Here is a 21,912-nt window from a genome sequence, read left to right on the forward strand (position 1 = left end):
AATGCCGCCCCGAAACGTTCCCCTCACCGGTAGCGACGAGGTCAAAAGAGGCATGGCCGAGATGCTCAAGGGCGGCGTCATCATGGACGTCGTCAATGCAGAACAGGCCCGCATCGCCGAAGATGCCGGCGCCGTTGCTGTCATGGCGCTCGAACGCGTTCCGGCCGATATCCGTGCCCAGGGCGGCGTGTCCCGGATGTCCGACCCGGACATGATTGAACAGATCATCGACGCAGTGTCCATCCCCGTGATGGCCAAGGCCAGGATCGGCCACTTTGTCGAAGCCCAGGTCCTGCAGTCCCTGGGCGTTGACTACATCGATGAGTCCGAGGTCCTCACCCCGGCCGACTACGTCAACCACATCGACAAGTCGAAGTACACCGTGCCCTTCGTCTGCGGCGCCACCAACCTCGGTGAGGCGCTGCGCCGCATCAACGAGGGCGCGGCGATGATCCGCTCCAAGGGCGAGGCCGGCACCGGCGACGTCTCCAACGCCACAGGGCACATGCGCCAGATCCGTTCCGAAATCGCCAAGCTCGCAGCCCTACCCGAGGACGAGCTGTACGTGGCGGCCAAGGAATTGCAGGCCCCGTACGACCTGGTCAAGGAAGTCGCCGCTGCCGGCAAGCTCCCGGTGGTGCTGTTCACCGCCGGCGGCATCGCCACCCCGGCCGATGCTGCCATGATGATGCAGCTCGGCGCCGACGGCGTGTTCGTCGGCTCCGGCATCTTCAAATCCGGCAGCCCCGCGCAGCGCGCCGCCGCCGTCGTAAAGGCCACCACCTTCTACGACGACCCCGACGTCATCGCCAAGGCCTCCCGCGGCCTGGGCGAAGCCATGGTCGGCATCAACGTGGACGAAATCCCCCAGCCGCACCGCCTCGCCCAGCGCGGCTGGTAAAACACATCGCCACGAGCGTCAGGGATAACCATGACAACAAGCCCGCAAAAAGCAACCACCACCAGCGTCGAGGAACAGCCTGAGGTTCAAGATGAGACGTGTTCCGGTGAAACGGTCAGCCAGGACTGCCACTACTGCAACGGCCCGGAAACTGATTAAGAAACCGAGTCCGCAACAAGTTCCTGATCATGGGCCTTTAGAACGAAGCGTCGACCGTGCCTAATTTCCGACGCCAAAGCAATAACCAGCAACCAAAATAGATCAATCACATCTCGATGAGGAGTGGAACACCATGCAGCAACTCGCGCATCGGCTCGAACGTCTGGGCACCGAAACTGCCTTTACCGTCGCGCAGGCCGCAGCCGCCTGGAAGGCAAAGGGAAACCCCGTGTACCCCTTCCATCTCGGCGACATCAACATCCCGACGGCCCCGCATATCGTTGAAGCCATGAACCGGGCCATTACCGACGGCTACACGGGTTATTGCCCCGGACCGGGCATCCCGCAGTTGCGCGAGGCCCTCGCCGAAGATATCGGGTCCCGCCGGGGTATCGAGTTTTCCCCGGACAACGTCGTGGTGATGACGGGTGGAAAGCCCGTTATCACCAAGTTCCTGCAGGCGGTCATGAACCCCGGACAGGAAGTGCTCTACCCGAACCCCGGCTTCCCGATCTACGAATCACAGATTGAATACCTAGGCGGCACGGCGGTGCCTTACCGCTACCTGCCCACGACCCAGGGCTTCGCGATCGATCTCGAGCAGGTGCGTGCCTCGATTACACCGAATACTGTCGCAATCATCTACAACGACCTGCAGAACCCCATCTCAGCAGAGTCGACGGCGGCGGAGCGCGAGGCCATCGCACAACTCGCGATCCAGCACGACCTCTGGGTACTCTCCGATGAGGCGTACTTCGAAACCCGCTACGAGGGTGTCTCCGACTCCATCGTGTCGCTTCCCGGCATGGCCGAGCGCACCGTGATTCTCTACACCTTCAGCAAGAAGTTCGCCATGACCGGATCCCGCCTGGGCTGCGCCGTAGCCCCGGTCGAGATCGCCAAAATCCTCAGCACGCTGAACACCAACGATGAGTCGTGCACCACCCACTACGTGCAGTGGGCAGGCGTTGAAGCGCTCCGTGGCCCGCAGGATTCTGTGCAGGAAATGCTCAGCATCCTGCAGACGCGCCGGGACGCCACCTGCGAACTCGTCAATTCCATCCCCGGCATGAACGTCGCCGTGCCGCAATCGACGTTCTACCTGTTCCCCGACGTCACCGAGGCAATGGAACGCATGGGCTACACCGCAGTGGGCGACTTCGCCACTGACGCCCTGTACAAGACCGGGGTCTCTTTCTGCACGCGCGAGCACTTCGGCCGGCGACTGCCCGGCGAGGACCGGCAGTACATCCGGCTGGCCTACTCGGGCATAGAGGTGCCCGACATCCGCGAGGGTCTCGGCCGCCTGCGCGAGTGGATCGTAACAGCATGAGCCGGGTCGTCGTCACGGGACGTGTACCCGAAGCCGCTCTCGAGAAGCTGCGCACCGAGCACGAAGTCGATGACTGGGCGGGCCCGGAGTCGATTGGCCGCGAGGAACTCCTGCGCCGGGTAGCCGGGGCCGATGCCGTGGTGAGCCTGCTTACCGAACGCATCGACGCCGAACTACTCGACGCCGCCGGACCGCAGCTCAAGGTCGTCGCGAACGTTGCCGTCGGCTATGACAACATCGACGTGCCCGCCTGCACCCAGCGGAGCGTCGTAGCCACCAACACCCCGGGCGTGCTTACGGAGGCAACGGCCGACATCGCGTTCGGCCTCATCCTGTCGGTAACCCGCCGGCTCGGCGAGGGGGAACGGCTTATTCGTTCCGGCCAGGACTGGAAGTGGGGGATGTTCTTCCTGCTCGGCAGCAGTTTGCAAGGCAAGACCCTCGGCGTCGTCGGTATGGGCGGCATCGGCCAGGCGACGGCACGCCGCGCCAAGGCCTTCGGCATGGAGATCGTTTACCAGTCGCGCAGTGAGATTGACCCAGGGGTCGCAGCCGAGCTGGGCGCCCGGCGGGTCGAGCTCGATGAATTGCTGACCATCTCCGACATCGTGTCCTTGCACTGCCCCTACGGGCCGGCCACCCGCCACCTGATCGGTACTGGGCAACTCGCCGCGATGAAGGAGTCGGCATACCTCATCAATACGGCTCGGGGGCCGATCGTCGATGAAGCAGCGCTGGCTTCTGCGCTGCGGGAGGGGCAGATTGCAGGTGCCGGGCTCGACGTTTTTGAGAACGAGCCCATCGTGCACCCCGGATTGCTTGATCTCGAGAACGTTGTGCTCGTGCCGCACCTTGGTTCCGCGACCGTCGAGACCCGTACCGCCATGGCAATGCTTGCCGCTGACAACACCCTCGCCGTGCTCAGTGGCGGAGTTCCGCCCGCACCGATCAATTAAAGGCAACCCGCACTCTCACGAGTAGCGCCGCAACCAACCGGCTGAGTACGAGCCTTGCCCCGAATGGATGGGGCTCGTACTCAGCCGTGACCGGCAGAATGCACGCCGCACCCACCCTGCTGGAGCAGCCTCATCGGGGCCGCCGAGCGAGGAAAAACCGCCTGGCACCGGACGGAATCAGTCAACTCGCACACAGCCACTACCGTTCGACTGCGGCCATGAACGATCACCCACAAGCCCCAGGACCTCGCATGCGTGTACTAATTGCTTCAGATAAGTTTAAACATTCGCTGTCTTCCAAAGACGTCGCCAAGCATCTCACGACTGGCCTTAGGGCCAAGCAGCCAGAACTGACGGTCGACTTCGTTGCAATCGCCGATGGGGGAGAAGGCACAGTGTCAGCAGCAGTATCTGCTGGCTTTAATGCCCAGGTGTTGACCGTCAGCGGCCCGACAGGGGACCCCGTGGACGCCACGATGGCCATCCGCGGCCACGAAGCGGTCATTGAAGTCGCGGAAGCGTCCGGACTGGCATGCCTGCCAAACGGAAAGCCGGATGCGCTCCGGGCGACGAGTTTGGGAACAGGCCAGCTCATTTATGAGGCCCTAAATCGCGGATGCACCCGCATATACATTGGTGCAGGCGGAAGCGCCTGCACCGATGGGGGAGCCGGACTCCTCACCGGACTGGGAGCGAGATTCCTGGATTCCCGCGGCCGGCCCTTGTCGCTGGGAGGAGGGCCCCTGACAAATCTCGAGGCTGTCGACCTGAGTGGTTTGCATCCACAACTGAGGAAGGTGCAGTTCATCCTCGCCAGTGACGTGGACAACCCCCTGCTCGGGATCAAGGGGGCTGCAGCCGTTTTCGGACCCCAAAAAGGCGCCACGCCAAGCGATGTGACGCTGCTCGACAACTCGCTCGCCCGGCTCGTCGACGTCCTCGAGCAAGAGATTGGACCGAGGGCCAAGGAAGCTGCGACTCAGGCTGGTGCCGGCGCTGCCGGTGGCATCGGATATGCCGCCATCGCGGTCCTCACCGCCGAAGTCGAACCTGGTGTTTCGGTAGTAGGTCGACTGATCGAGCTGGATAAAAAAATTCAGGGCTCTGTCCTTGTTATCACAGGAGAAGGCAGCCTGGACGACCAGAGCCTGGGCGGAAAAGCGCCACTGGGCGTCAGCCGGGCAGCCGCAAAGGCAGGTGTCCCCGTGGTCGCCGTTTGCGGGCGAACCACCCTCTCCAACAGGACATTGAAAGCAGCAGGCTTCGAGCAAACGTTTGCGCTTACAGACATTGAACCGGATCTCCGCCGCTGCATGAGTAATGCTGGGCCGCTCCTGAAAATCGTCGGCACGATCATCGCAGCAGAACTACTGTCAAAGTCCGGTTAGGGAAACCAATTCTTTGGGTTGGTGCAGTAAAGATGAGACCCCCCGCACAGGTATACCTGACGCTTGAAGCAGTGCCTCCACGTAAGAGTGTCGATGTCTTTCATTGGCTGAGTATGCTCGCCGGCTTCTTATGAACCAGCACACCCCCACAGGCTTCCAGAAGCTTGTCTGACCGCCCGGCACTGGCCGGTCAGAAGACACTACAGGCTCTGGAGGAAGAGCCCGCTTGGCCGCGGGCTTGGAGCGGATCCGGGAAAAGAACGGCAACCCGGATCCGCTCCGACTTCGTCGAAAGGAGCCCCTGACACGGAACTCGTCCATGGCCGGGAGCCCTCGCAGCTACTTCTACTCCCGTTGTTTGAACGCCGCCACACCGATTGCGGTCTGCTCGCCCAGCGATGTGAGGCATTCCGAAGCGGAGGCCGCCAACCTCGAATGTTTCAGGTGCCTCGGTTGCACCTGGACGGACGGGTCGGACTCCTTGTATCCAAAAGCGTCGTAAAGGTGCAACTTGCCGTAGATCGCAACAACATCGCCGTCGGTTCCAATCACAACAAGGGTGTTGGAGGTTTGTTCTTCTCCCTCGAGTTTTTCGTTCAGACCCGCAACAACGACGATGGAGAGCTCACGTGCCAAACCGGACAAGTTGCTGATGAAGGGCCCTGACAGTGGTTCTGCGGTATCAAGGAAGCTCCCATCCATCGAGGGTGCCGTGAACAGGGCGTACTCGGGCAGAAGGGTCTGCTGAAGGTTTAGTTGACTCCATGGTTTAGGCCGCCAGGGCGACGGCCTTTTGGTGGATGGTTTCGTATTCGACCGGGGTTAGCTTACCGAGCCGACGCTGTCGTCGGCGGCGGTGATAGGTCCGTTCGATCCAATGGATGATGGCCAGGCGCAGCTGATCGCGGGTGGTCCAGCGGCGGCGGTCGAGGACGTTCTTCTGCAACGTAGCGAAGAAGCTTTCCATCGCCGCGTTGTCCCCGGCGGCTCCGACCCGGCCCATCGAGCCGACCAGCCCGTTCTGCTTCAGGGCGTGCTGGAACTTCCGAGGGTGTTTCATAGAGTGTGTAAGGGTCCGGTCTCTAACTGGGGTGTGACCTGTGGTTTCACCCCTTTGAAAGGACGGGCCTCATGGCAGATACCAACACCATTCCGAACCCTCTTGAAGGCGTTCTCAGCGCCGATCAGATCGACGCCCTCGTCACCGCCGCGGAGGATCTCGGGCAGGGGCGCCACGGCGTCGAGGAGCTGCTGGCGCGAATGACCCGCGCGGTCCTGGAACGGAGCCTGGAGACCGAGATGAGCGACCACCTCGGCTACGAGTCCGGGGACCCCGCCGGGGCCGGGACGGGAAACTCGCGCAACGGCAAGACCACCAAGAACGTGCAGACCCTGCAGGGGCCGGTGCAGATCACCGTGCCACGGGATCGGAACGGCTCCTTCGCGCCGGTCATTGTGCCCAAGCGGTCCCGCCGGCTGGGCAAGGTCGAGGACATGATCCTCTCGCTCTACGCCCGTGGGATGAGCACCCGCGACATCGGGGCCCACCTCGAGGAGATCTACGGGGCCAAGGTCTCCGCCGCGACGATCTCCCGGGTCACCGACGTCATCGCCGACGAGGTCGCCCAATGGCAGAACCGGCCGCTGGAAGCGGTGTATCCGATCGTCTACATCGACGCGATCTGGCTGAAGATCCGTGACGGCGGGGTCGTGGCGAACAGGGCCTGCCACATCGCCGTGGGCGTGGACGTCGAGGGCCGCAAGCAGGTCCTGGGCCTGTGGCTGGGCGCTTCGGAGGGGGCGAAGTTCTGGGCCAACGTGCTCACCGAGATCCGCAATCGCGGCGCCACGGACATCCTGGTCCTGTGTTGCGACGGGCTGAGCGGCCTGCCGGCGGCGGTGAACAGCATCTACCCGCAGACCGTGGTCCAGACGTGCGTGGTGCACCTGCTGCGCTCGGCGATGCGCTACGCCTCCTACGGGGACCGCAAGGCGATGGCCAAGGACATGCGTCCGATCTACACGGCTCCGACCGTGCAGGCCGCGGAGCTGGCCATGGAGGCCTTCGCCGAGGCCTGGCAGGCCAAGGCCCCCGGGGCGGTGCTGGCGTGGAGGAACGCGTGGGAGGACTTCACCCCGTTCCTGGCGTTCACACCCGAGATACGCAAGGTCATCTACACCACGAACCAGATCGAATCGATCAACTACCAGCTCCGGAAGATCACCAAGACCAGGGGCTCGTTCCCCTCCGACGACGCGGCGCTCAAGCTGGTCTACCTGGGGATCCGGAACATCGAGACCACCCGCGGAGGCGAGCTCGGAACCGGCACCCAGGGATGGCACCAGGCCCTGAACGCCTTCGCCGTCCAATTCCCCAACCGACTCCCGATCTGACCACCCGGCAGAGCGGATCACCGACCGGTCCCTTACACGGAAAACTTGACACCCCCGAACTTCCGGGACCGAAATTGGCTACCGCGGTCGCTATGGACAACACAACCGGCGACGTTGGAGGCCCCACGCCGGGCCACGGCGTCCTTGAGGGCGGCCACCGCCAGACCAGACTTCATCCGGCGGTCGATGGCGTAACCGACGATCCGTCCTGAGCAGGCGTCCTTGATCGCGCACAGGTAGAGCTTGCCCTCACCGGTGCGGTGCTCGGTGATATCCGTCAGCCACGTGGTGTTGATGCTCTCGGCGGTGAAGTCCCGCTGCAACAGGTCGTCACAGACCGGCGGGCCGGGCTTCGCCCCGCCCCGCTTGGCGCGGCGCACGGTGGCGGAGAAGATCTGCTGCTGAGAACACAGCCGCCACACCCGCCGCTCGGAGACCCTGTGGCCAGCCGCCTGCAGTTCATCGGCGATGAACCGGTGCCCGAATTCCGGGTCATCGGCGTGGACGTCGTAGGCGGCGTCAATCAGATGGGCTTCCTCCCAGTCCCGGTCGCTGACAGGCCGGGCGTTCCACTTATAGAACGCCTGCTTAGAGAAGCCCAACACCCTGCAGGTCACCGTCACCGGAATCTCGGCGGCGGCAAGGTCACGGACCAGCGGGTACATCATTTTGGGCGGGCCTGCCCGGGCTTCAGATTCGCCTGCGACAAGTAAGCGGTGGCCTGGCGCAGGATCTCGTTCTCCTGCTCCAGCTCACGGATCCGTCTGAGCATCCTGGCCTGCTCGGCTTTCCCCTCGGTGCTCTCGGCGGGTTCGAATCCGTGCTGGTCGAGGCGGTTCTCGTTTACCCAGGACTGCAGCGCGGACCTGGACATCCCGAGGTCCTTACAGACCTGTACCTGGGTCATTCCTTGCTCGAGCAGCTCCAGGGCGCTGGCCTTGAACTCCTCCGAGTAGATCTTCGGCATGATGAATATCCTCTCTGCTCCGCAGAGCAGTCAGGAAGTCAACCGAACCTTCAGCAGACCCGACTCACTGGCCACGGTGAGTGAGAGCTGCGGCAAGAAGCCATTTCGCTGTGCAGCGACACTCCTGGCAGCCCTGGCTTTGAGTGCACGCTTACGGGTCAGTTCCGGAGCCAGAGCGGCCCGAAGCTCCACCAGTGCAGAGGCTGGGTTCCGGCGGCGCAGGATGTCGTAGGCCTGGGAGAGTGGAGTGACGAGGGTTTGATGGCCGCCGGCCTTGTGCACCGATCCAGGGACACGGATACATCCGTCCGTGATGTTCTGGTGCGGACTCGGGTCCAGGCTCGTCGCTGTAAGCGCCAGCGCTTCCACCAGCTCCCTGGCTTCGGCTGCGTCCATACGATCCCGCAGCGGGATGTAAACGTGCCGGCCACCACTGGGGGAGAAGTCCTCAACAAAAAGCACCCCGCATGCCGACAACAACCGGCCCACCCGGGCAGCGTCCGCATCAACCACACCCTTGAGGGCCTTGGACGTGTCAAAATCCAAGCACAGCGTGGCAACACGGCCATCCGGCCCATGCACCATCACCGCCGCAGGACGCTCCGGAAGCGACCGTGTGATTTTCGGCGTGGCCCGCGGCCGCGGGTACTGAAATCGCGAACCAACCCACCGACCCAATCGGTGGGAGTGTCAGAAAAACGGTGGGAACGGCGTGGCTTGACCGAAAGGAACGGCGATGACCGAAACCACCGAGATGATCGATCCTGTGACAGGGGAAATCATCGATCAGCAGGAGCTCGCTGAGCAGTTGCTCGCTCAGGCCAAGGAACAGGGCGTGAGCCTCGTGGGCCCGGGCGGGCTGCTGGCCGGCCTGACGAAGACGGTGCTTGAAACGGCGCTTGAGGCGGAGATGACCGATCACCTCGGGCACGAGAGGAACGGGGCTGCGGAGGGGCCGAACGTGCGTAACGGAACGCGCTCCAAGACGGTGCTGACCGAGATCGGGCCCGTCTCGATCGACGTGCCCCGGGACCGGGAGGGCAGCTTCGAGCCGACCATAGTCAAGAAGCGCCAGCGGCGCCTGGACGGGATCGACGAGGTCGTCCTTTCCTTGAGCGCGCGGGGCCTGACGACCGGTGAGATCGCCGCGCACTTCGACGAGGTCTACGGCGCAACGGTCTCCAAGGACACCATCAGCCGGATCACCGAGAAGGTGGCTGAGGAGATGGCCGAATGGGCGAACAGGCCCCTTGACCGGGTCTATCCCGTGATCATGGTGGATGCCATCCACGTGAAGGTCCGCGACGGACAGGTACGCAACAAGCCCTTCTACGTCGTCATCGGGGTCACGGTGAACGGCGAACGGGACATCCTGGGCATCTGGGCCGGGGATGGCGGAGAAGGCGCCAAGTTCTGGCTCGGGGTTCTGACCGAGGTCAAGAACCGCGGCGTGGAGGACGTGTGCATCGCCGTCTGCGACGGGCTCAAGGGCCTTCCGGACGCGATCACTGCCGTATGGGAACTCGCCACGGTCCAGACGTGCATCATCCACCTGATCCGCAACACCTTCCGCTTCGCCTCCCGGCACTACTGGGAGGAGATGGGCAGGGATCTCAAGCCGGTCTACACGGCTCCAACCGAGGCGGCGGCGAAGGAGCGGTTCGCCGAGTTCGACGCGAAATGGGGCACCCAATACCCGGCGATAAGCAGGCTCTGGCACAACGCTTGGGCAGAGTTCGTTCCTTTCCTGGACTGGGACGTGGAGATCCGCAGGGTCATCTGCTCGACGAACGCGATCGAGTCCCTCAACGCCCGCTACCGGCGCGCCGTGCGGGCCCGCGGCCATTTCCCCAACGACGCGGCGGCGCTGAAGTGCCTTTACCTCGTGACGCGCTCCCTTGACCCGACCGGGCGGGGCCGGGCACGATGGGCCACCCGGTGGAAGCCTGCACTGAACGCGTTCGCGATCGCGTTCGAAGGCAGGATCAACTAACAATGCGCCAGGCCAGACCCACCGTTAATCTGACACTCCCCAATCGGTACGAAGGTGCGCCAGCAATCATCGGAGCAAGGCTCCATGCCTCTTCTGGCTTCACATACGGCGCGACACCCATAAGGGCATGCGTTGACGCCGATACCGGTTCCGGTACCATGGTGGGCAGTGTCTTCCCTGCGGGTTCATGTCGGGACCGGCGGGTTTGGGACTCTGATGGGATCGCATTGGACGGAAGGTGTGTGGACTGCTTTGAACTCCGCATCTATTCCGCAGATTCAACGACAGGTCGCAGTAGGGTTCAGTAATGGATAGTGAGTCTGACAAGGCAGTATCGAAGATGGCGGCACTCCGCAGAAACCCCTAAAAGAGCGGAACTCTTACTCGAAAGGTCACCGGATCGACGCCGGTCGGAGCCACCAACGAAGAACCCCTCGGAAACGAGGGGTTCTTTGCTTTTCCTGCGCAGCCCTCGGCGCAGGGGGCCGGGAGCGGTAGATTCGGCTCATCGGTCGATGAGGATCCGGAGGGCGCCATGGTCAAGCTGACGTTTCTGGGAGCGGCGGGGACCGTGACCGGCTCCAAGCACCTCGTCGAGTCCGGCGGCAAGCGCCTCCTCGTCGACTGCGGCATGTTCCAGGGGCTGAAGAACCTGCGCGAGCGGAACTGGCAGCCGCTGCCGGTCGATGCGGCGGACATCGACGCCGTGGTCCTCACGCATGCCCACCTGGACCACACCGGATACCTTCCCCGGCTCGTCCGCGACGGATTCCGCGGCCCCGTCTACTGCACGCCGGGAACGGCCGACCTCGCGGCGCTGATCCTCCGGGACGCCGCCTACCTCCAGGAACAGGACGCGGCCCTGGCCAACCGCCACGGATTCAGCAAGCACCGTCCCGCGGCGCCCCTCTACACGCGACGCGATGCGGAGGCCGCCATCGCGCTGTTCCAGCACGTCCCGTTCCACGAGCCCACCGAGCTGCCGCTCGGCGCCCGCCTCCTCTACCGCCGGGCCGGGCACATCCTCGGCGCCGCGACCGTCCAGCTCGAGTGGGGCGGCCGGATGATCGTCTTCTCCGGCGACCTCGGCCGCTATGCCGACCCCCTGATGTTCGATCCGGAGCCCGTCCCGGAGGCGGACGCCGTCGTCGTCGAATCGACCTACGGCGACCGCCTGCACGGCGACGAGGACCCCGTGGAGGCGCTCGCCGGGATCGCGCACGAGACCACGGGCCGTGGCGGGACCCTCGTGATCCCCTCCTTCGCCGTCGGCCGCGCCCAACTGCTCCTGCACGCCCTCTGGCAGGCGCGGAAGCGTGGGCTCCTTCCGCATCGGATCCCGGTCTACCTCGACAGCCCCATGTCGATCGGCGCCACGTCGCTCTATGCCGAGCACCCCGAGGACCACCGCCTCACGCCGGAGCAGACCCGCGAGGCCTTCGGCGTCGCCACGTACGTCGCCGACCCGCATCGTTCCCGGAGCCTCTCCGCGGACCAGGCGCCAAAGATCGTGATCGCCGCGAGCGGCATGGCCACGGGCGGCCGCGTCCTGCACCACCTGGCCGCGTTCGCCCCGCAGGAGCGAAACACCGTCCTCTTCTCCGGCTTCCAGGCCGCCGGCACGCGCGGGCGGAAGATGCTGCGCGGCGACCCCGACATCAAGATCCACGGGGCCTGGGTTCCGGTCCGCGCCGAGGTGCGCGAACTGACGATGCTCTCCGCCCACGGCGACGCCGCGGAGCTGCTGCGCTGGCTCGGCGGATTCCGCCGGCCGCCGTCGCGCGCCTTCATCGTCCACGGCGAACCCGACGCCTCCGAGGCCATGCGCCAGCACGTCCGCCGGCGCCTGGGCTGGGAAGCCCACGCGCCGCTGCAGAACCAGTCGTTCACCCTCTGATGGGCTGTAGTGTGGTGGCGGAAGCCACGCTCCGAAAGGCAGTCGACCATGGACCAGCAGCACCCGGTGCCGGCGCACGTTCCGCCGGCCCCGACCGCCCCTCCCACGGGCGCCACGGGAACGACGGCGTTCACGGACGCCGCCGTCGCCAAGGTGGCCGCGGCCGCCGCGCGGTCCGTCGCGGGCGTCCACTCCCTGGGGGTCGGAGGGTCGCGCGCGCTCGGCGCCCTGCGCGGCGCCGTCGGTGCCGGCCCGGAGCCCGCCCACGGTGTCACGGCCGAGGTCGGGACGCAGGAGGTCGCGGTCGACCTGGTCCTGACCGCGGAGTTCGGGCGCCCCCTGCACCTCGTGGCCGACGACGTCCGCGCCGCCGTGTTCGACGCCGTCGGGCGCCTGACCGGCCTGCGCGTCATCGAGGTCAACATCGAAATCGGAGACGTCCACCTCCCCGCGCCCGCTGCCGCACCGCACCTAGCGCCCGACGGCCAGGGGGCCGCCGTGCCCCCGGCGCAACAGCCGTCCGCGGCACCCGGCGAAGGCGCCGCGCGATGAGCCCCATCCTGACCGGCCTCGCCGTCGCCGCCGTCCTCGGCTGGGCCGCCCTGTCCTTCGGCTTCGGCGGCTTCCTGCTCATGGCCCTCTTCCTCGCCGTCGGCGCCGCAGCCGGCCGCTTCGCCGAGGGGCGCCTGGACCTGCGCGGGATCCGAGACCTGCTCACCGGGCGGCGGTCCTCCTCGTGAGCGCCGACGTCCTCGCCGGCCACACCCGCATCTCGACGCAGGCCCTCGCCGCCACCGCCCGCGGCGTCGCGGCCGACGTCTTCGGCGTCCCGGCGCCGAGCGTACGCGTGGCCCTCAACGACGAGTACGGGGAGCTCGCCCTCGCGTTGAACCTGCCGCTGCCGATCGGCCGTGCCGGCGGAACGCCGCGCCGGCCGCTCTGGGACCGCGCCCGCGACGAGCGCACCGAGGTCCGGGACCGCTTCATCCAGCTCACGGGATCCCGCGTGGCGCGCGTCGACGTCCGCGTCACCGGGATCATCCTCGACACGTCCAGGAGGGCCTCATGACGCCCGAGGACCGGGCCCGGATCGAGGCCCGCGAACTCACGAGCGCCCGTTCCGGCGCCGCCATCACGGCCGCGGTCGTCGTGGCGCTGCTGTGCCTGTACCTCATGTTCGAGGCGGCGATGAAGTCCATCGGCCAGCCCGCCTGGGTCAAGTCTCCGGACGAGTGGTGGGCCTGGCTGAGCGGCCTGCCGGGCACGGCGGATCCCTTCCTGCTCGCCGCCGGCAGCCTCGCCGTCCTCGCCCTGGGCCTGTTCCTCCTCTTGAGCGGGCTGCTGCCCGGACGCAGGGCGCGCCACGCCATGCCCGATCCGAGGGCGGTCGTGATCGTGGACAACGAGGTCATCGCCGCGACGCTCGCCCGGCGGGCGCGCCTCGAGGCGGGCGTCGCGCCCGAGCAGGTGCTCGTCGTCGTCTCCCGCCAGCTCGTGGAGGTCCAGGTCCGCCCCACCTCCGGCATCCCCGTCGCCGCCGGGGCCGTCCAGGCCGCCGTGGAGGACGAGTTGCGGACCAACCGGATCGACCCGCTCCCCGAGGTCAAGGTGCGCATCGCGGAGAGCGGGGTGGTGGGACAGTGAACCAGACGCCCCGCGCCGTGAACCGCACCGTCCTGGTGCTCGCCGGCCTCCTCTTCACGCTCGCCGGCGCGGCCGGCCTCGCCCTGGCCGCCTTCCCGGGCTTCGCCGGCGCCTGGCAGCGCGGCGCCGCGGAGTTCGGCCGCGCCTCGGCCGCCGTCCTCGACGCCACGACGCTGCCCGGCCAGCGCGACTCCTGGTTGTGGATCGTCGCGGCCGTCGCGATGATCGGGCTCGTGCTCCTGATGGTGTGGTGGGTCGCCGTGCAGGGCAAGGGTCGCACCGGCGTCTTCGCCCGGGACTATTACGACGACGGAACGCGCGGCATCGTCGAGCTCGCCTCCGCGGTGCCCGAGCAGGCGGTCAAGGCCGCCCTCGGCGGGCGCACCGACATCGTCTCCACCTCCGTGACGGCGTGGGAGGCCGGGCACGACGCCGGCCTGCGGATCAAGGTCCAGCCCCGGCTGGGTGCCGCCCCCTACCGGATCGCGGACGACGTATCGGCGATCGTCTCCACCCTCGACGCGGCCCTCGGCCGCAGCGGCCCCGTCGTCATCCACCTCGCGGCCGGCGCCCGCACCCGCATGTCCCGCGCCGAACGCGTGCGCTGAGCCGCACGGCGACGCCGGCGCGCGCTGGATCCGGGTGCCGCGGCACGCCGTTCCCAGCGCCGAACGGCACGGCGCCCCGCTTCCGGGAGCGGAAGCGGGGCGCCGTGCGTCGCGGCTAGTCGCCGGCCGGGAGCAGCCAGACCGCCGAGTCGGCGGCGAGCTGGCCCTCGTAGACGGCCTCGTCGTGGCTCGCGAGTGCGACCTCGAGGCCCTCCGGCAGCACCACGGGGGCGTCGCCGAGATTCGCCAGCACCGTCACGTCCCCGTTGCGGAAGGCGAGCGCTCCGTGCTCCGGCAGATGCCCGGCCGCCCACTCGAGCCGCCCCCGGCCGAGGCCCCGTGCGGCGCGCTCGGCGAGCAGCGCCCGGTACAGCTCGAACGTGGACCCCTCGACGCCCACCTGCCGGTCCGCCGCGTAGCGGGCGAACGACTCCGGCTGGGGCAGCCACGGTTCCCCGGGCACCCGGGGTGCGGCCCCGGCGTCGTCCTGCGCGGGCAGGGAGAAGCCGTAGCCAGGCGCACCGGCCTCCCACGGAACGGGGACACGGCAGCCGTCGCGCCCGCGCTCCGCCCCCTGGGTGCGGAAGAAGCTCGGGTCCTGGCGCAGCTCGTGCGGCAGCGTCGTGTGCTCGGGCAGGGACAGCTCGTCGCCCTGGTAGACGTACGCCGAGCCCGGCAGGCCCAGCATGATCATCGCGGCGGCGCGCCCGCGCTTGAAGCCCAGGAGCTCGTCCGGCTGCTCGTCCTCCGCCGCGATGCCCTTCGGGAACGTCGTCGGATCGGCCAGGCCGTAGCGCGAGGTGTGGCGGACCGTGTCGTGGTTGGAGAGCACCCACGTCGGCGGGGCGTCGACGACCGCGGCCTCGGTGAGGGTCTCCTCGACGTTCTCCGCGATCCGCGCCGCGTCCCAGCCGGCCAGGAGGAAGCCGAAGTTGAAGGCCTGCTGCATCTCGCCGCGGCGGACGTAGCGGAAGATCCGGCTCATCGGCTCGACCCACGCCTCCGCGACCATCATCCGGTCGCCGTCGTAGGCGGAGAGGACCTGGTGCCAGGACTCGTAGATCTCATGCACGCCCTCCTGGTCGAAGTACGGCGGGGTGGCGTTGCCCGACGGCGCCATGTTGCCGTTCGCGGTCTCCGGCAGGTCCTCCGAGGCGAGCGTGACGGCGACGTCCGCCGAGTCGGGCGCGGCGGCAGCGGTAGCGGTCGCGTCCGGGGTCCCGACGGCGCCGGCCACCGGCTCGTTGCCCGCGACCATCGCGACCTTCGCGGACCAGTCCGGCAGGCCCTCGGCCTTGACCATCCCGTGGGCCACGTCGACCCGGAAGCCGTCGACGCCGCGGTCGAGCCAGAAGCGCAGCACGTCCTCCATCTCCTCGCGGACCTCCGGGTTCTCCCAGTCGAGGTCCGGCTGCTTGGTGTCGAACAAGTGCAGGTACCACTGCCCCGGCGTCCCGTCCGGATCCGTGGTCCGCGTCCAGGCCGGGCCGCCGAAGATCGACTGCCAGTTGTTGGGCGCCTCCGCGCCGTCCGGCCCCTTGCCGTCGCGGAAGATGTAGCGCGCCCGCTCGGGCGAGCCCGGCGCCGCGGCGAGGGCCGCCCGGAACCAGACGTGCTCGTCCGAGGTGTGGTTCGGCACGAGGTCCACGATGATGCGCAGGCCCAGGGCGTGGGCGCGCTCCAGCATCTCGTCGAAGTCGGCGAGCGTGCCGAAGAGCGGATCGACGTCGCGGTAGTCGGCGACGTCGTATCCCGCATCCGCCTGCGGGGACGTGTAGAACGGCGAGAGCCAGACGGCGTCCACGCCGAGGCCCGCGAGGTATTCGAGCTTGGCCGTGACGCCGCGCAGGTCGCCCATGCCGTCGCCGTCCGCATCGGCGAACGAGCGCGGATAGACCTGGTAGATCACGGCATCGGCCCACCACGGGGCCTGCGGGGTGGAAAGGGCCGTTGCCGGCGATGAAGCGGTGCGTGGCTGGTCCACGGGCGTCCTCCGGGGTCGCGTCGTCGGGGGGGGTGACCCGGCCAGTCTAGTGGTCGGTGGAAGCGTTTTCACCTCTGTTGCGGGAGGCTTGTCCCCGACGCCTTGGCCCCGGCTACAGCGACTGGACCGGCCGGTCGAACACGAGGGCCTGGATGCGGTCCTCGATCTGGTCCAAGACCACCGACGCGCCCACCGCGAACAAGAGCACCGTGTCGTCGTCGGGTTGCGCGATCCGGTACTGTCCCCGCGTGCCGGCGTGCACGTAGGTGAGGGCCTCGAGGGTCCCGCCCTCACCGGAGGCCTCGAAGCTCCAGATGAGCCACGGCTGATCCCAGGCCTCCCGGAACGCGGCATTGGCGTCTTCCGGGAGCGGGCCCGGCGCATCGTGCATCACCTTGGCGTCGAGCACTTGCGTCGACAGGCCGCCGGGCGAGAGCTCCAGGCTCCAGGCTGGTCCGATGCCGAGCCACTGCAGGATGTGGGTGCTGACGTCCAGCAACGGCAGGATCCTGACATTGACGTGGCCGGGCCCGGGGACGCGTCCCTCGGGATCGAAGGCCCCGCCGTTCCACGCCGCCCCGGCGAACGACAACGCCACGCCGTTTCCGGACCACAGCTGCAGCATTTCCTGCCGGCCGTGGTGGACGGCCGAGACCCGGAAGGTGTGGGGGGACGACGTCATGAGCCCGGCGGTGACCGAGCCCAGCTCGGTCAGGGACGTGCCGTCGACCATTCCCGCGTCCTCGAGGGCATCCAGTTCCGCGGCATGCCCGCCACGTTGCAGCCGGCCCAGGACCAGTCCGTCCGCCAGTTGCAGCAGCAGCTGGACCGCCTCCGGGGCCAGCCAGGCGCCGTCGTACTGGAACCTCTGGCGGCCCCGCAGGAACGCCAGCTCCGGTAGTTCCCGGCCCTGGTCCGCGAGGACGGCCTGATCGATCGGGTGGTTGCTCATGCGCCGACCTCCAGCGGCTTGGCGGTGCGGGCGATCTTCTCCAGGAGCTCGGAGAACACGGGCCATTGGGCGACCGTGGTCGTCGCGCTCACCTGCAGGGCCAGCCCGCCCTGGATGCTCAGGAACTCGCAGCCGCGCAGGCGCAGCCCCGATTCCGGCGCGTCGTGCGTGTAGTGCACGACCCGGCCGGGGACGTCCCAGAGCCTCACATCGACGATGTAGGGCAGGGTCAGCGCGGAGGCGAGTCCATCGAGGGCCTTGAGCAGGAACCCATCGAGCGTGCCCTCGAAGGGGTTCACGGTCACGGCGACATTCGGCGCGAACGTCTCGTCCGGACCGGGCAGGTAGGCCAGGAGCTCGATCTCGTCGCGAACGGATTCGCTCGTCCACTGCGAGGGGACGCTGAACGAGGCGCGGCCCGTCCGGCCGGTCACCAGCGTGTCGGGGATCATCGGCTTTCGGGGCCCTTCTGCTCGTCGGATGACCGGGGGGATTCCCCTGGGGAGGAATTCCGGGGTGACGCGAACGCGTTCTCGTGTCCGGCGGCGTAGCGGCGGCTCGCGGCGATGTTGCGCTCGAGGCGGCGTTTGCCCCGCCCCTCGGGCATCGCCTCGACGGCGGCGACCTCCGCATCGGTGAAGGGGATCGCCCGGGCCTCGTGCCGGCGACGCGCCTCCCACGCGCGGTTCCAGCGCGGGGTGGCCCACAGCGGCCAGTAGAAGAAGGACACCACCGTCAGCAGCCAGGGAACCCAGAAGAACGGGAGCGTCCACCACAACTGGCGCATGTGTTCGTCGCGGGCGGCTTCGAAATAGATCGTCGGGAGCATCAGCGTCAAGGCAACCGCCATGCACAGCAGCATGTAGGGCCACTTGTGCCGGGTCTGGAACCACGTCATCGGCAGGTTCACGACCCCTGGCGCCAGGACCCAGGAGCGCCAGGTTCCGCCGAGGGCCTTGAGGGCGGGCAGGGCGAGTCCGGCAATGAGCGCCAGGATCAGCAGGGTTCCGAGGATCAGCTCGGGCGTGTGGACGAACTCGTCCAGCACCTCGAGCGGATCGGTGATCTTCTCCATGCGTGCGGCTTCCTCCCGTGTCGCTAGCCGAATGGGTTCAGCTTACCGAGGACCTTCTTGGCCCCGTCCTTGGCCCGGTCGCCCAGGTTGCCGAGCGCTTCCTTCGCACCGTCCTTGCGCCAGTCGTTGATGAAGTTGCCGACTTCCTTACCCAGGAATCCGCCGACCTTCTCGCCCACGATGCCGCCCACGAAACCGCCGACGGCCGCGCCCACGCCCGGGATGGGGATCAGCGCCTGGCCCACCGCGGCCCCGGCGGCCCGGCCCGCAATGCCGCCCGCCACCTTGCCGGCCGTCTCGGCCGTCCCCGTGATCGCCGCACTGGTCACGGCCTCCTTGCGGTGCTCCTCTGGGCTGAAGCCCGGGTTCTCGCGCAGGCTGTCGTTGTAGGCGGTCGAGTATGAATCCTTGTACGTGGAGACGGTGTCCAGCACGGCCAGGGCCCCGCCGCCTCCCTTGACCCACTTGTTCTTCTGCAGGCTCTCGAGTCCCTTGGTCAGCTTCGCGTCCCAGGCGCGCATCTTCTTCGTGGCCTTGTCCGCCCAACCAGGCATGGTGGTCCCGCCCGCGCCGAAGTACAGGGCGACCTTCTGCCCATCCGCCGAGATGATGCCCTTGAAGCTGTCGAAGTTCGGGTCCGCATTGTTGTAGAGGCCCTTGAGCTTGAGTCGCTCCATCACGCCGTCGAGGCCGAAGCTCGTGTAGCTCTTGGTGTGGGGGAACGTCGCCTTCCAGCGCTTCTGCGCTTCCTCGGGCAGCCACCACGGGGCCTTTCCGTTGAGGAACTGCGAGATGTTCTTCGGCGCCGGATTCGTGTACGACCACCGGAAGCCGACCTTGCCGTCCACGGAACGGAAGCCGCCGATGTTCTGCATGACCCCGCGGGCGTTCGACCAGTGGCTCTTCACGCCTGTGATGAATTGGTTGACGTTGCTCCCCGCCCATTCCGGGTCGGCGGAGGGGTCGGCATTCTCGATCGCCTCGACACAGGCGTCGACGTAGCCCTTGTAGTCGTCCGCCGCGGAATCGACCTCCTGTTGCAGGGTGGAGGTCTTGTACGCGGTGCGGTAGCTCGTTCCGTCCTCGCGGTCCTCCGGATCGGTCGGCTGGGCCTCGAGTGCGTTGTAGTCGGCAACGCGCTGCTTGATGTCCTCCCACTTCGGCTTGAACTCGCTCAGCCGCGAGGCAAACGTGCCGAACGCCGTTTCGAGGTCGCTGACCGAGGCCTGAACGAGGTCCGCGTAGGGGATCACGTTCTCGGCGACCGCGTTGTGGATCTTGGAGCCCTCGGGCACGGTGAGGTGGTCCGGGAGCGAGGATCACTTGGTCTGCGTGGCCTCGACGGCCTCCCTGACCGTCGTGCCGTGCTTGCCGAGCCTCGTCGCGGCGTCGGACAGGCTCGTGCCGTCGCCGACCTTGCTGGGCCAGTGGGAGGGGAAGCTCACCTGTCCCGTCATAGCCGGTAGCTCCCGTCGCTGTTGCGGTCCGGATTGGAGGGGTCCTGGGTCTGCGTGGCCACGGGCGAGGTATCCGTCGACTCGCCCGGCGTGTAGCCCGGGGTGTCGTCGATGCCCTGTGCCGTCTTCTCGACGCTGCGGACGAGTTCCCGGTCCCAGGCGTCCCCCATGTCGATGTCGCTTTCGACCACGGCGTCGATGACGGCATCGGTGCCGTCGAACGCCTGGCGGCCGGCCTTGACCATGGTCACCGAGAGGGGGCGTAGAGCGCGGTCGTAGCAGTCGTTGAGCGCTTCGAAGATCTTCTCCTCCACCGCCGCGTCGGCACACTCGCCGCCCGCGGCCCGGATCTTGCCTTCGATCCCGTCGAGGTCGTCGAACGCATCGCGGCTGTCCTTGACGACCTTGCGCGCCGACTCGACGTTGATGCTCCACTGGGTCACGGTCGACCTCCTCTCTGATGATCCAGAGCCTAGGCTAAACCGCCCTGACCTCTCCATGGGGAGAACTCCCCATGTCAGGGGGAGGTTAGTTGGCGCGGCCGAGCTGGCGGACCTTGAGCCAGCGCGTGGTGAGCCGGCGATAGGCCGCCGCCGCGCCGAGCATGTCGCCCTCGGAGAGCGACTCGATGCCCATCCGCAGGTCGTGCGGGGAGTCGTCGGGCCAGACGAACTCGGCGAGGCCGCCGTAGTCCAGTTCCACGATCGAATCGTGGTGGAAGAGCTTCATCCACTCCACGAGCGCCGTGAGCTCGTCCAGCAGGTCCAGTTCGGGGGCGTGCACGGCGAGCGACGCCGCCGCATACCGCGCGCGCTCGAGGACCTGCACCATCGGCGCGGACAGCCGGACGCCGAGGACGCGGTCGCCGTCCTCGTCCACCTCCCGGTGGTCGTCCTCGCGCAGCAGGACGAACCACGCGAACGGCACGGCCCACGTGGCCCCACGCGTCTGCAGCGACCCGAGCTCGCCCGCGAGGTCGGTCTCGCCGAGCCGGGCGGCATTGACCGCGCGCGCCGCGTCCGGGACGAGCATCTCCAGCAGCTGTGGCCGCATGGTCCCGTCGAGCTGCTCCGAGGCCAGCGTCGCGCGGACCTGCAGCTGCTCGGGGCAGTAGAAGGCCGCCGTCACTCCCTCGGGGAGCGGATAGTGCAGCACGCGGTAGCCCTCCGTGCCGCGCGGAAAGGGATCGGAGACCGGGCGCAGCAGGCGCTGCACGGCCTCGGCCGCGACGCGCTCCTCGAACCCGGGCCGGGCGAGCGCCCCCTGGGCGGAGATGCGGGCCTGGGCCCCGTCGTCGTACGCCCTCAGGGGCTGGAAGACACGGAGGTACGACGTCGGAGGCAGGCTCCGGCGCGCCGACGCGCCCCCCGGGGCCACGGCTAGTCCAGCTCCACGACGACGGGAGCGTGGTCCGAGGCGCCCTTGCCCTTGCGCTCCTCGCGGTCGATCCACGCGTGTCCGACGCGGCCGGCCAGGGCCGGGGAGGCGAGGACGAAGTCGATCCGCATGCCCTCCTTCTTGGGGAAGCGCAGCTGCGTGTAGTCCCAGTAGGTGTAGACGCCGGGGCCCGGGGCGTGCGGTCGGACGACGTCGGTGAAGCCGGCGTCGAGGAAGGCCTGGAAGGCGGCGCGCTCCGGGGCGGAGACGTGCGTGAGCCCTTCGTTGACGAAGTAGTCGATGTCCCACACGTCGTCGTCCTGGGGGGCGATGTTCCAGTCGCCCATGAGCGCCACCTGGGCCCGCGGATCGTCCGCGATCCACTGGGCGGCCTGCGTCTTGAGCGTCTCGAGCCAGGAGAGCTTGTACGGCATGTGCTCGTCGTCGAGCGCGCGGCCGTTGGGGACGTAGAGGCTCCAGATGCGGGCCCCGCCGCACGTCGCCGCGATGGCCCGGGCCTCCTGTACGGGGTCCTTGCCGCCCTTGCCGAACGCGGGCTGGTCCGAGAAGGTGCGCTCGACGTCCTCGAGGCCCACGCGGGAGGCGATCGCCACCCCGTTCCACTGGCTCAGGCCGAAGTGCGCCACCTCGTAGTCGTTGTTCTCGAAGAGCTCCCAGGGGAAGTTCTCGTCCTTGCACTTGGTCTCCTGGATGGCCAGCACGTCCACGTCGGTGCGGCGCAGCCAGTCCTCGACGCGGTCGGCGCGGGCGCGGAGGGAGTTCACGTTCCAAGTGGCGATCTTCACCCGTCCAACCTATCAATTGGC

General features: G+C 67.6%; 25 protein-coding genes and 1 pseudogene. 12 read left to right on the forward strand and 14 right to left on the reverse strand.

Features of this window, described 5'->3' with window-relative positions; genetic code table 11:
* Window position 1 precedes the first annotated feature (1 nt).
* The 4 genes from pdxS to AC0QR5_RS13590 all read left to right on the forward strand — a co-directional run bounded on the left by pdxS (window position 2) and on the right by AC0QR5_RS13590 (window position 4,737).
* Complete coding sequence (gene pdxS, locus AC0QR5_RS13575) at window positions 2-901, forward strand: pyridoxal 5'-phosphate synthase lyase subunit PdxS (protein WP_329863876.1); 900 nt, start codon at window positions 2-4, stop codon at window positions 899-901.
* Between the two features lie 292 nt (window positions 902-1,193).
* A complete protein-coding gene (locus AC0QR5_RS13580) occupies window positions 1,194-2,393 on the forward strand; it encodes a pyridoxal phosphate-dependent aminotransferase (protein ID WP_329863872.1) in 1,200 nt (399 codons plus the stop codon).
* On the forward strand, window positions 2,390-3,349 hold the full coding sequence (locus tag AC0QR5_RS13585; protein ID WP_329863874.1) for a 2-hydroxyacid dehydrogenase: 960 nt from the start codon (window positions 2,390-2,392) through the stop codon (window positions 3,347-3,349). The genes AC0QR5_RS13580 and AC0QR5_RS13585 overlap by 4 nt, the downstream gene beginning before the upstream one ends.
* A gap of 251 nt (window positions 3,350-3,600) precedes the next feature.
* A complete protein-coding gene (locus AC0QR5_RS13590; protein ID WP_329863878.1) occupies window positions 3,601-4,737 on the forward strand; it encodes a glycerate kinase in 1,137 nt (378 codons plus the stop codon).
* Between the two features lie 345 nt (window positions 4,738-5,082).
* Here AC0QR5_RS13590 and AC0QR5_RS13595 read toward each other — a convergent pair whose 3' ends face one another.
* Complete coding sequence (locus tag AC0QR5_RS13595; RefSeq protein WP_475372475.1) at window positions 5,083-5,439, reverse strand: nitrilase-related carbon-nitrogen hydrolase; 357 nt, start codon at window positions 5,437-5,439, stop codon at window positions 5,083-5,085.
* A 67-nt stretch (window positions 5,440-5,506) separates the two neighbouring features.
* Window positions 5,507-5,812, reverse strand: a pseudogene (locus tag AC0QR5_RS13600) (integrase core domain-containing protein); the annotation flags it as partial.
* Between the two features lie 56 nt (window positions 5,813-5,868).
* On the opposite strand from AC0QR5_RS13600, the gene AC0QR5_RS13605 reads away from it, so the two are divergent.
* Window positions 5,869-7,131 (forward strand): IS256 family transposase, encoded by a 1,263-nt coding sequence (locus tag AC0QR5_RS13605; protein ID WP_329864319.1) that lies wholly within the window; start codon window positions 5,869-5,871, stop codon window positions 7,129-7,131.
* Window positions 7,132-7,163: 32 nt separating this feature from the next.
* Here AC0QR5_RS13605 and AC0QR5_RS13610 read toward each other — a convergent pair whose 3' ends face one another.
* The 3 genes from AC0QR5_RS13610 to AC0QR5_RS13620 are packed head-to-tail and all read right to left on the reverse strand — an operon-like array spanning window position 7,164 to window position 8,644.
* On the reverse strand, window positions 7,164-7,799 hold the full coding sequence (locus AC0QR5_RS13610; protein ID WP_475372476.1) for an IS3 family transposase: 636 nt from the start codon (window positions 7,797-7,799) through the stop codon (window positions 7,164-7,166).
* Complete coding sequence (locus tag AC0QR5_RS13615) at window positions 7,796-8,098, reverse strand: transposase (protein WP_329864100.1); 303 nt, start codon at window positions 8,096-8,098, stop codon at window positions 7,796-7,798. The genes AC0QR5_RS13610 and AC0QR5_RS13615 overlap by 4 nt, the downstream gene beginning before the upstream one ends.
* Window positions 8,099-8,128: 30 nt before the next feature.
* On the reverse strand, window positions 8,129-8,644 hold the full coding sequence (locus AC0QR5_RS13620; protein ID WP_329864313.1) for a hypothetical protein: 516 nt from the start codon (window positions 8,642-8,644) through the stop codon (window positions 8,129-8,131).
* Window positions 8,645-8,852: 208 nt separating this feature from the next.
* Here AC0QR5_RS13620 and AC0QR5_RS13625 point away from each other — a divergent pair, with 208 nt between their 5' ends.
* The 7 genes from AC0QR5_RS13625 (at window position 8,853) to AC0QR5_RS13655 (ending at window position 14,240) form a co-directional block, all read left to right on the forward strand.
* Window positions 8,853-10,091 carry an IS256 family transposase gene (locus AC0QR5_RS13625; RefSeq protein ID WP_329862411.1) on the forward strand — a complete coding sequence of 413 codons (1,239 nt, stop codon included), beginning with the start codon at window positions 8,853-8,855 and terminating at the stop codon, window positions 10,089-10,091.
* A gap of 535 nt (window positions 10,092-10,626) precedes the next feature.
* On the forward strand, window positions 10,627-11,988 hold the full coding sequence (locus AC0QR5_RS13630; protein WP_329862409.1) for an MBL fold metallo-hydrolase: 1,362 nt from the start codon (window positions 10,627-10,629) through the stop codon (window positions 11,986-11,988).
* Between the two features lie 48 nt (window positions 11,989-12,036).
* The gene (locus AC0QR5_RS13635) at window positions 12,037-12,540 is read left to right on the forward strand and encodes an Asp23/Gls24 family envelope stress response protein (protein WP_329862407.1); all 504 of its coding nucleotides are present in this window, start codon (window positions 12,037-12,039) and stop codon (window positions 12,538-12,540) included.
* On the forward strand, window positions 12,537-12,728 hold the full coding sequence (locus tag AC0QR5_RS13640) for a hypothetical protein (RefSeq protein WP_329862405.1): 192 nt from the start codon (window positions 12,537-12,539) through the stop codon (window positions 12,726-12,728). Before AC0QR5_RS13635 ends, AC0QR5_RS13640 begins: the two co-directional genes overlap by 4 nt.
* On the forward strand, window positions 12,725-13,057 hold the full coding sequence (locus AC0QR5_RS13645; RefSeq protein ID WP_329862403.1) for a hypothetical protein: 333 nt from the start codon (window positions 12,725-12,727) through the stop codon (window positions 13,055-13,057). Before AC0QR5_RS13640 ends, AC0QR5_RS13645 begins: the two co-directional genes overlap by 4 nt.
* On the forward strand, window positions 13,054-13,632 hold the full coding sequence (locus AC0QR5_RS13650; protein WP_329862401.1) for a DUF6286 domain-containing protein: 579 nt from the start codon (window positions 13,054-13,056) through the stop codon (window positions 13,630-13,632). Before AC0QR5_RS13645 ends, AC0QR5_RS13650 begins: the two co-directional genes overlap by 4 nt.
* Window positions 13,629-14,240: a hypothetical protein gene (locus AC0QR5_RS13655; protein ID WP_329862399.1), complete on the forward strand. Its 612-nt coding sequence runs from the start codon at window positions 13,629-13,631 to the stop codon at window positions 14,238-14,240. The genes AC0QR5_RS13650 and AC0QR5_RS13655 overlap by 4 nt, the downstream gene beginning before the upstream one ends.
* Before the next feature lie 115 nt (window positions 14,241-14,355).
* Here AC0QR5_RS13655 and AC0QR5_RS13660 read toward each other — a convergent pair whose 3' ends face one another.
* The 9 genes from AC0QR5_RS13660 to AC0QR5_RS13700 form a co-directional block, all read right to left on the reverse strand.
* Window positions 14,356-16,224: a glycoside hydrolase family 13 protein gene (locus AC0QR5_RS13660; protein WP_329862397.1), complete on the reverse strand. Its 1,869-nt coding sequence runs from the start codon at window positions 16,222-16,224 to the stop codon at window positions 14,356-14,358.
* Window positions 16,225-16,336: 112 nt separating this feature from the next.
* On the reverse strand, window positions 16,337-17,176 hold the full coding sequence (locus AC0QR5_RS13665; protein WP_329862395.1) for a hypothetical protein: 840 nt from the start codon (window positions 17,174-17,176) through the stop codon (window positions 16,337-16,339).
* Entirely contained in the window at window positions 17,173-17,628 is a 456-nt protein-coding gene (locus AC0QR5_RS13670; RefSeq protein WP_329862393.1) for a hypothetical protein, read from the reverse strand. The genes AC0QR5_RS13665 and AC0QR5_RS13670 overlap by 4 nt, the downstream gene beginning before the upstream one ends.
* A complete protein-coding gene (locus tag AC0QR5_RS13675; RefSeq protein WP_329862391.1) occupies window positions 17,625-18,251 on the reverse strand; it encodes a hypothetical protein in 627 nt (208 codons plus the stop codon). The genes AC0QR5_RS13670 and AC0QR5_RS13675 overlap by 4 nt, the downstream gene beginning before the upstream one ends.
* Before the next feature lie 23 nt (window positions 18,252-18,274).
* Window positions 18,275-19,546, reverse strand: a complete 1,272-nt coding sequence (locus AC0QR5_RS13680) for a hypothetical protein (protein ID WP_329862390.1) — start codon at window positions 19,544-19,546, stop codon at window positions 18,275-18,277.
* Window positions 19,547-19,570: 24 nt separating this feature from the next.
* Window positions 19,571-19,696 (reverse strand): hypothetical protein, encoded by a 126-nt coding sequence (locus AC0QR5_RS13685; RefSeq protein ID WP_329862388.1) that lies wholly within the window; start codon window positions 19,694-19,696, stop codon window positions 19,571-19,573.
* 8 nt (window positions 19,697-19,704) lie between these two features.
* Entirely contained in the window at window positions 19,705-20,151 is a 447-nt protein-coding gene (locus AC0QR5_RS13690) for a hypothetical protein (protein ID WP_329862386.1), read from the reverse strand.
* An 85-nt stretch (window positions 20,152-20,236) separates the two neighbouring features.
* Window positions 20,237-21,085, reverse strand: a complete 849-nt coding sequence (locus tag AC0QR5_RS13695) for a DUF8083 family protein (RefSeq protein WP_329862384.1) — start codon at window positions 21,083-21,085, stop codon at window positions 20,237-20,239.
* Between the two features lie 2 nt (window positions 21,086-21,087).
* Entirely contained in the window at window positions 21,088-21,891 is an 804-nt protein-coding gene (locus tag AC0QR5_RS13700; protein WP_329862382.1) for an exodeoxyribonuclease III, read from the reverse strand.
* Between the last annotated feature and the right edge of the window lie 21 nt (window positions 21,892-21,912).

Source organism: Arthrobacter sp. J156 (assembly GCF_056172865.1).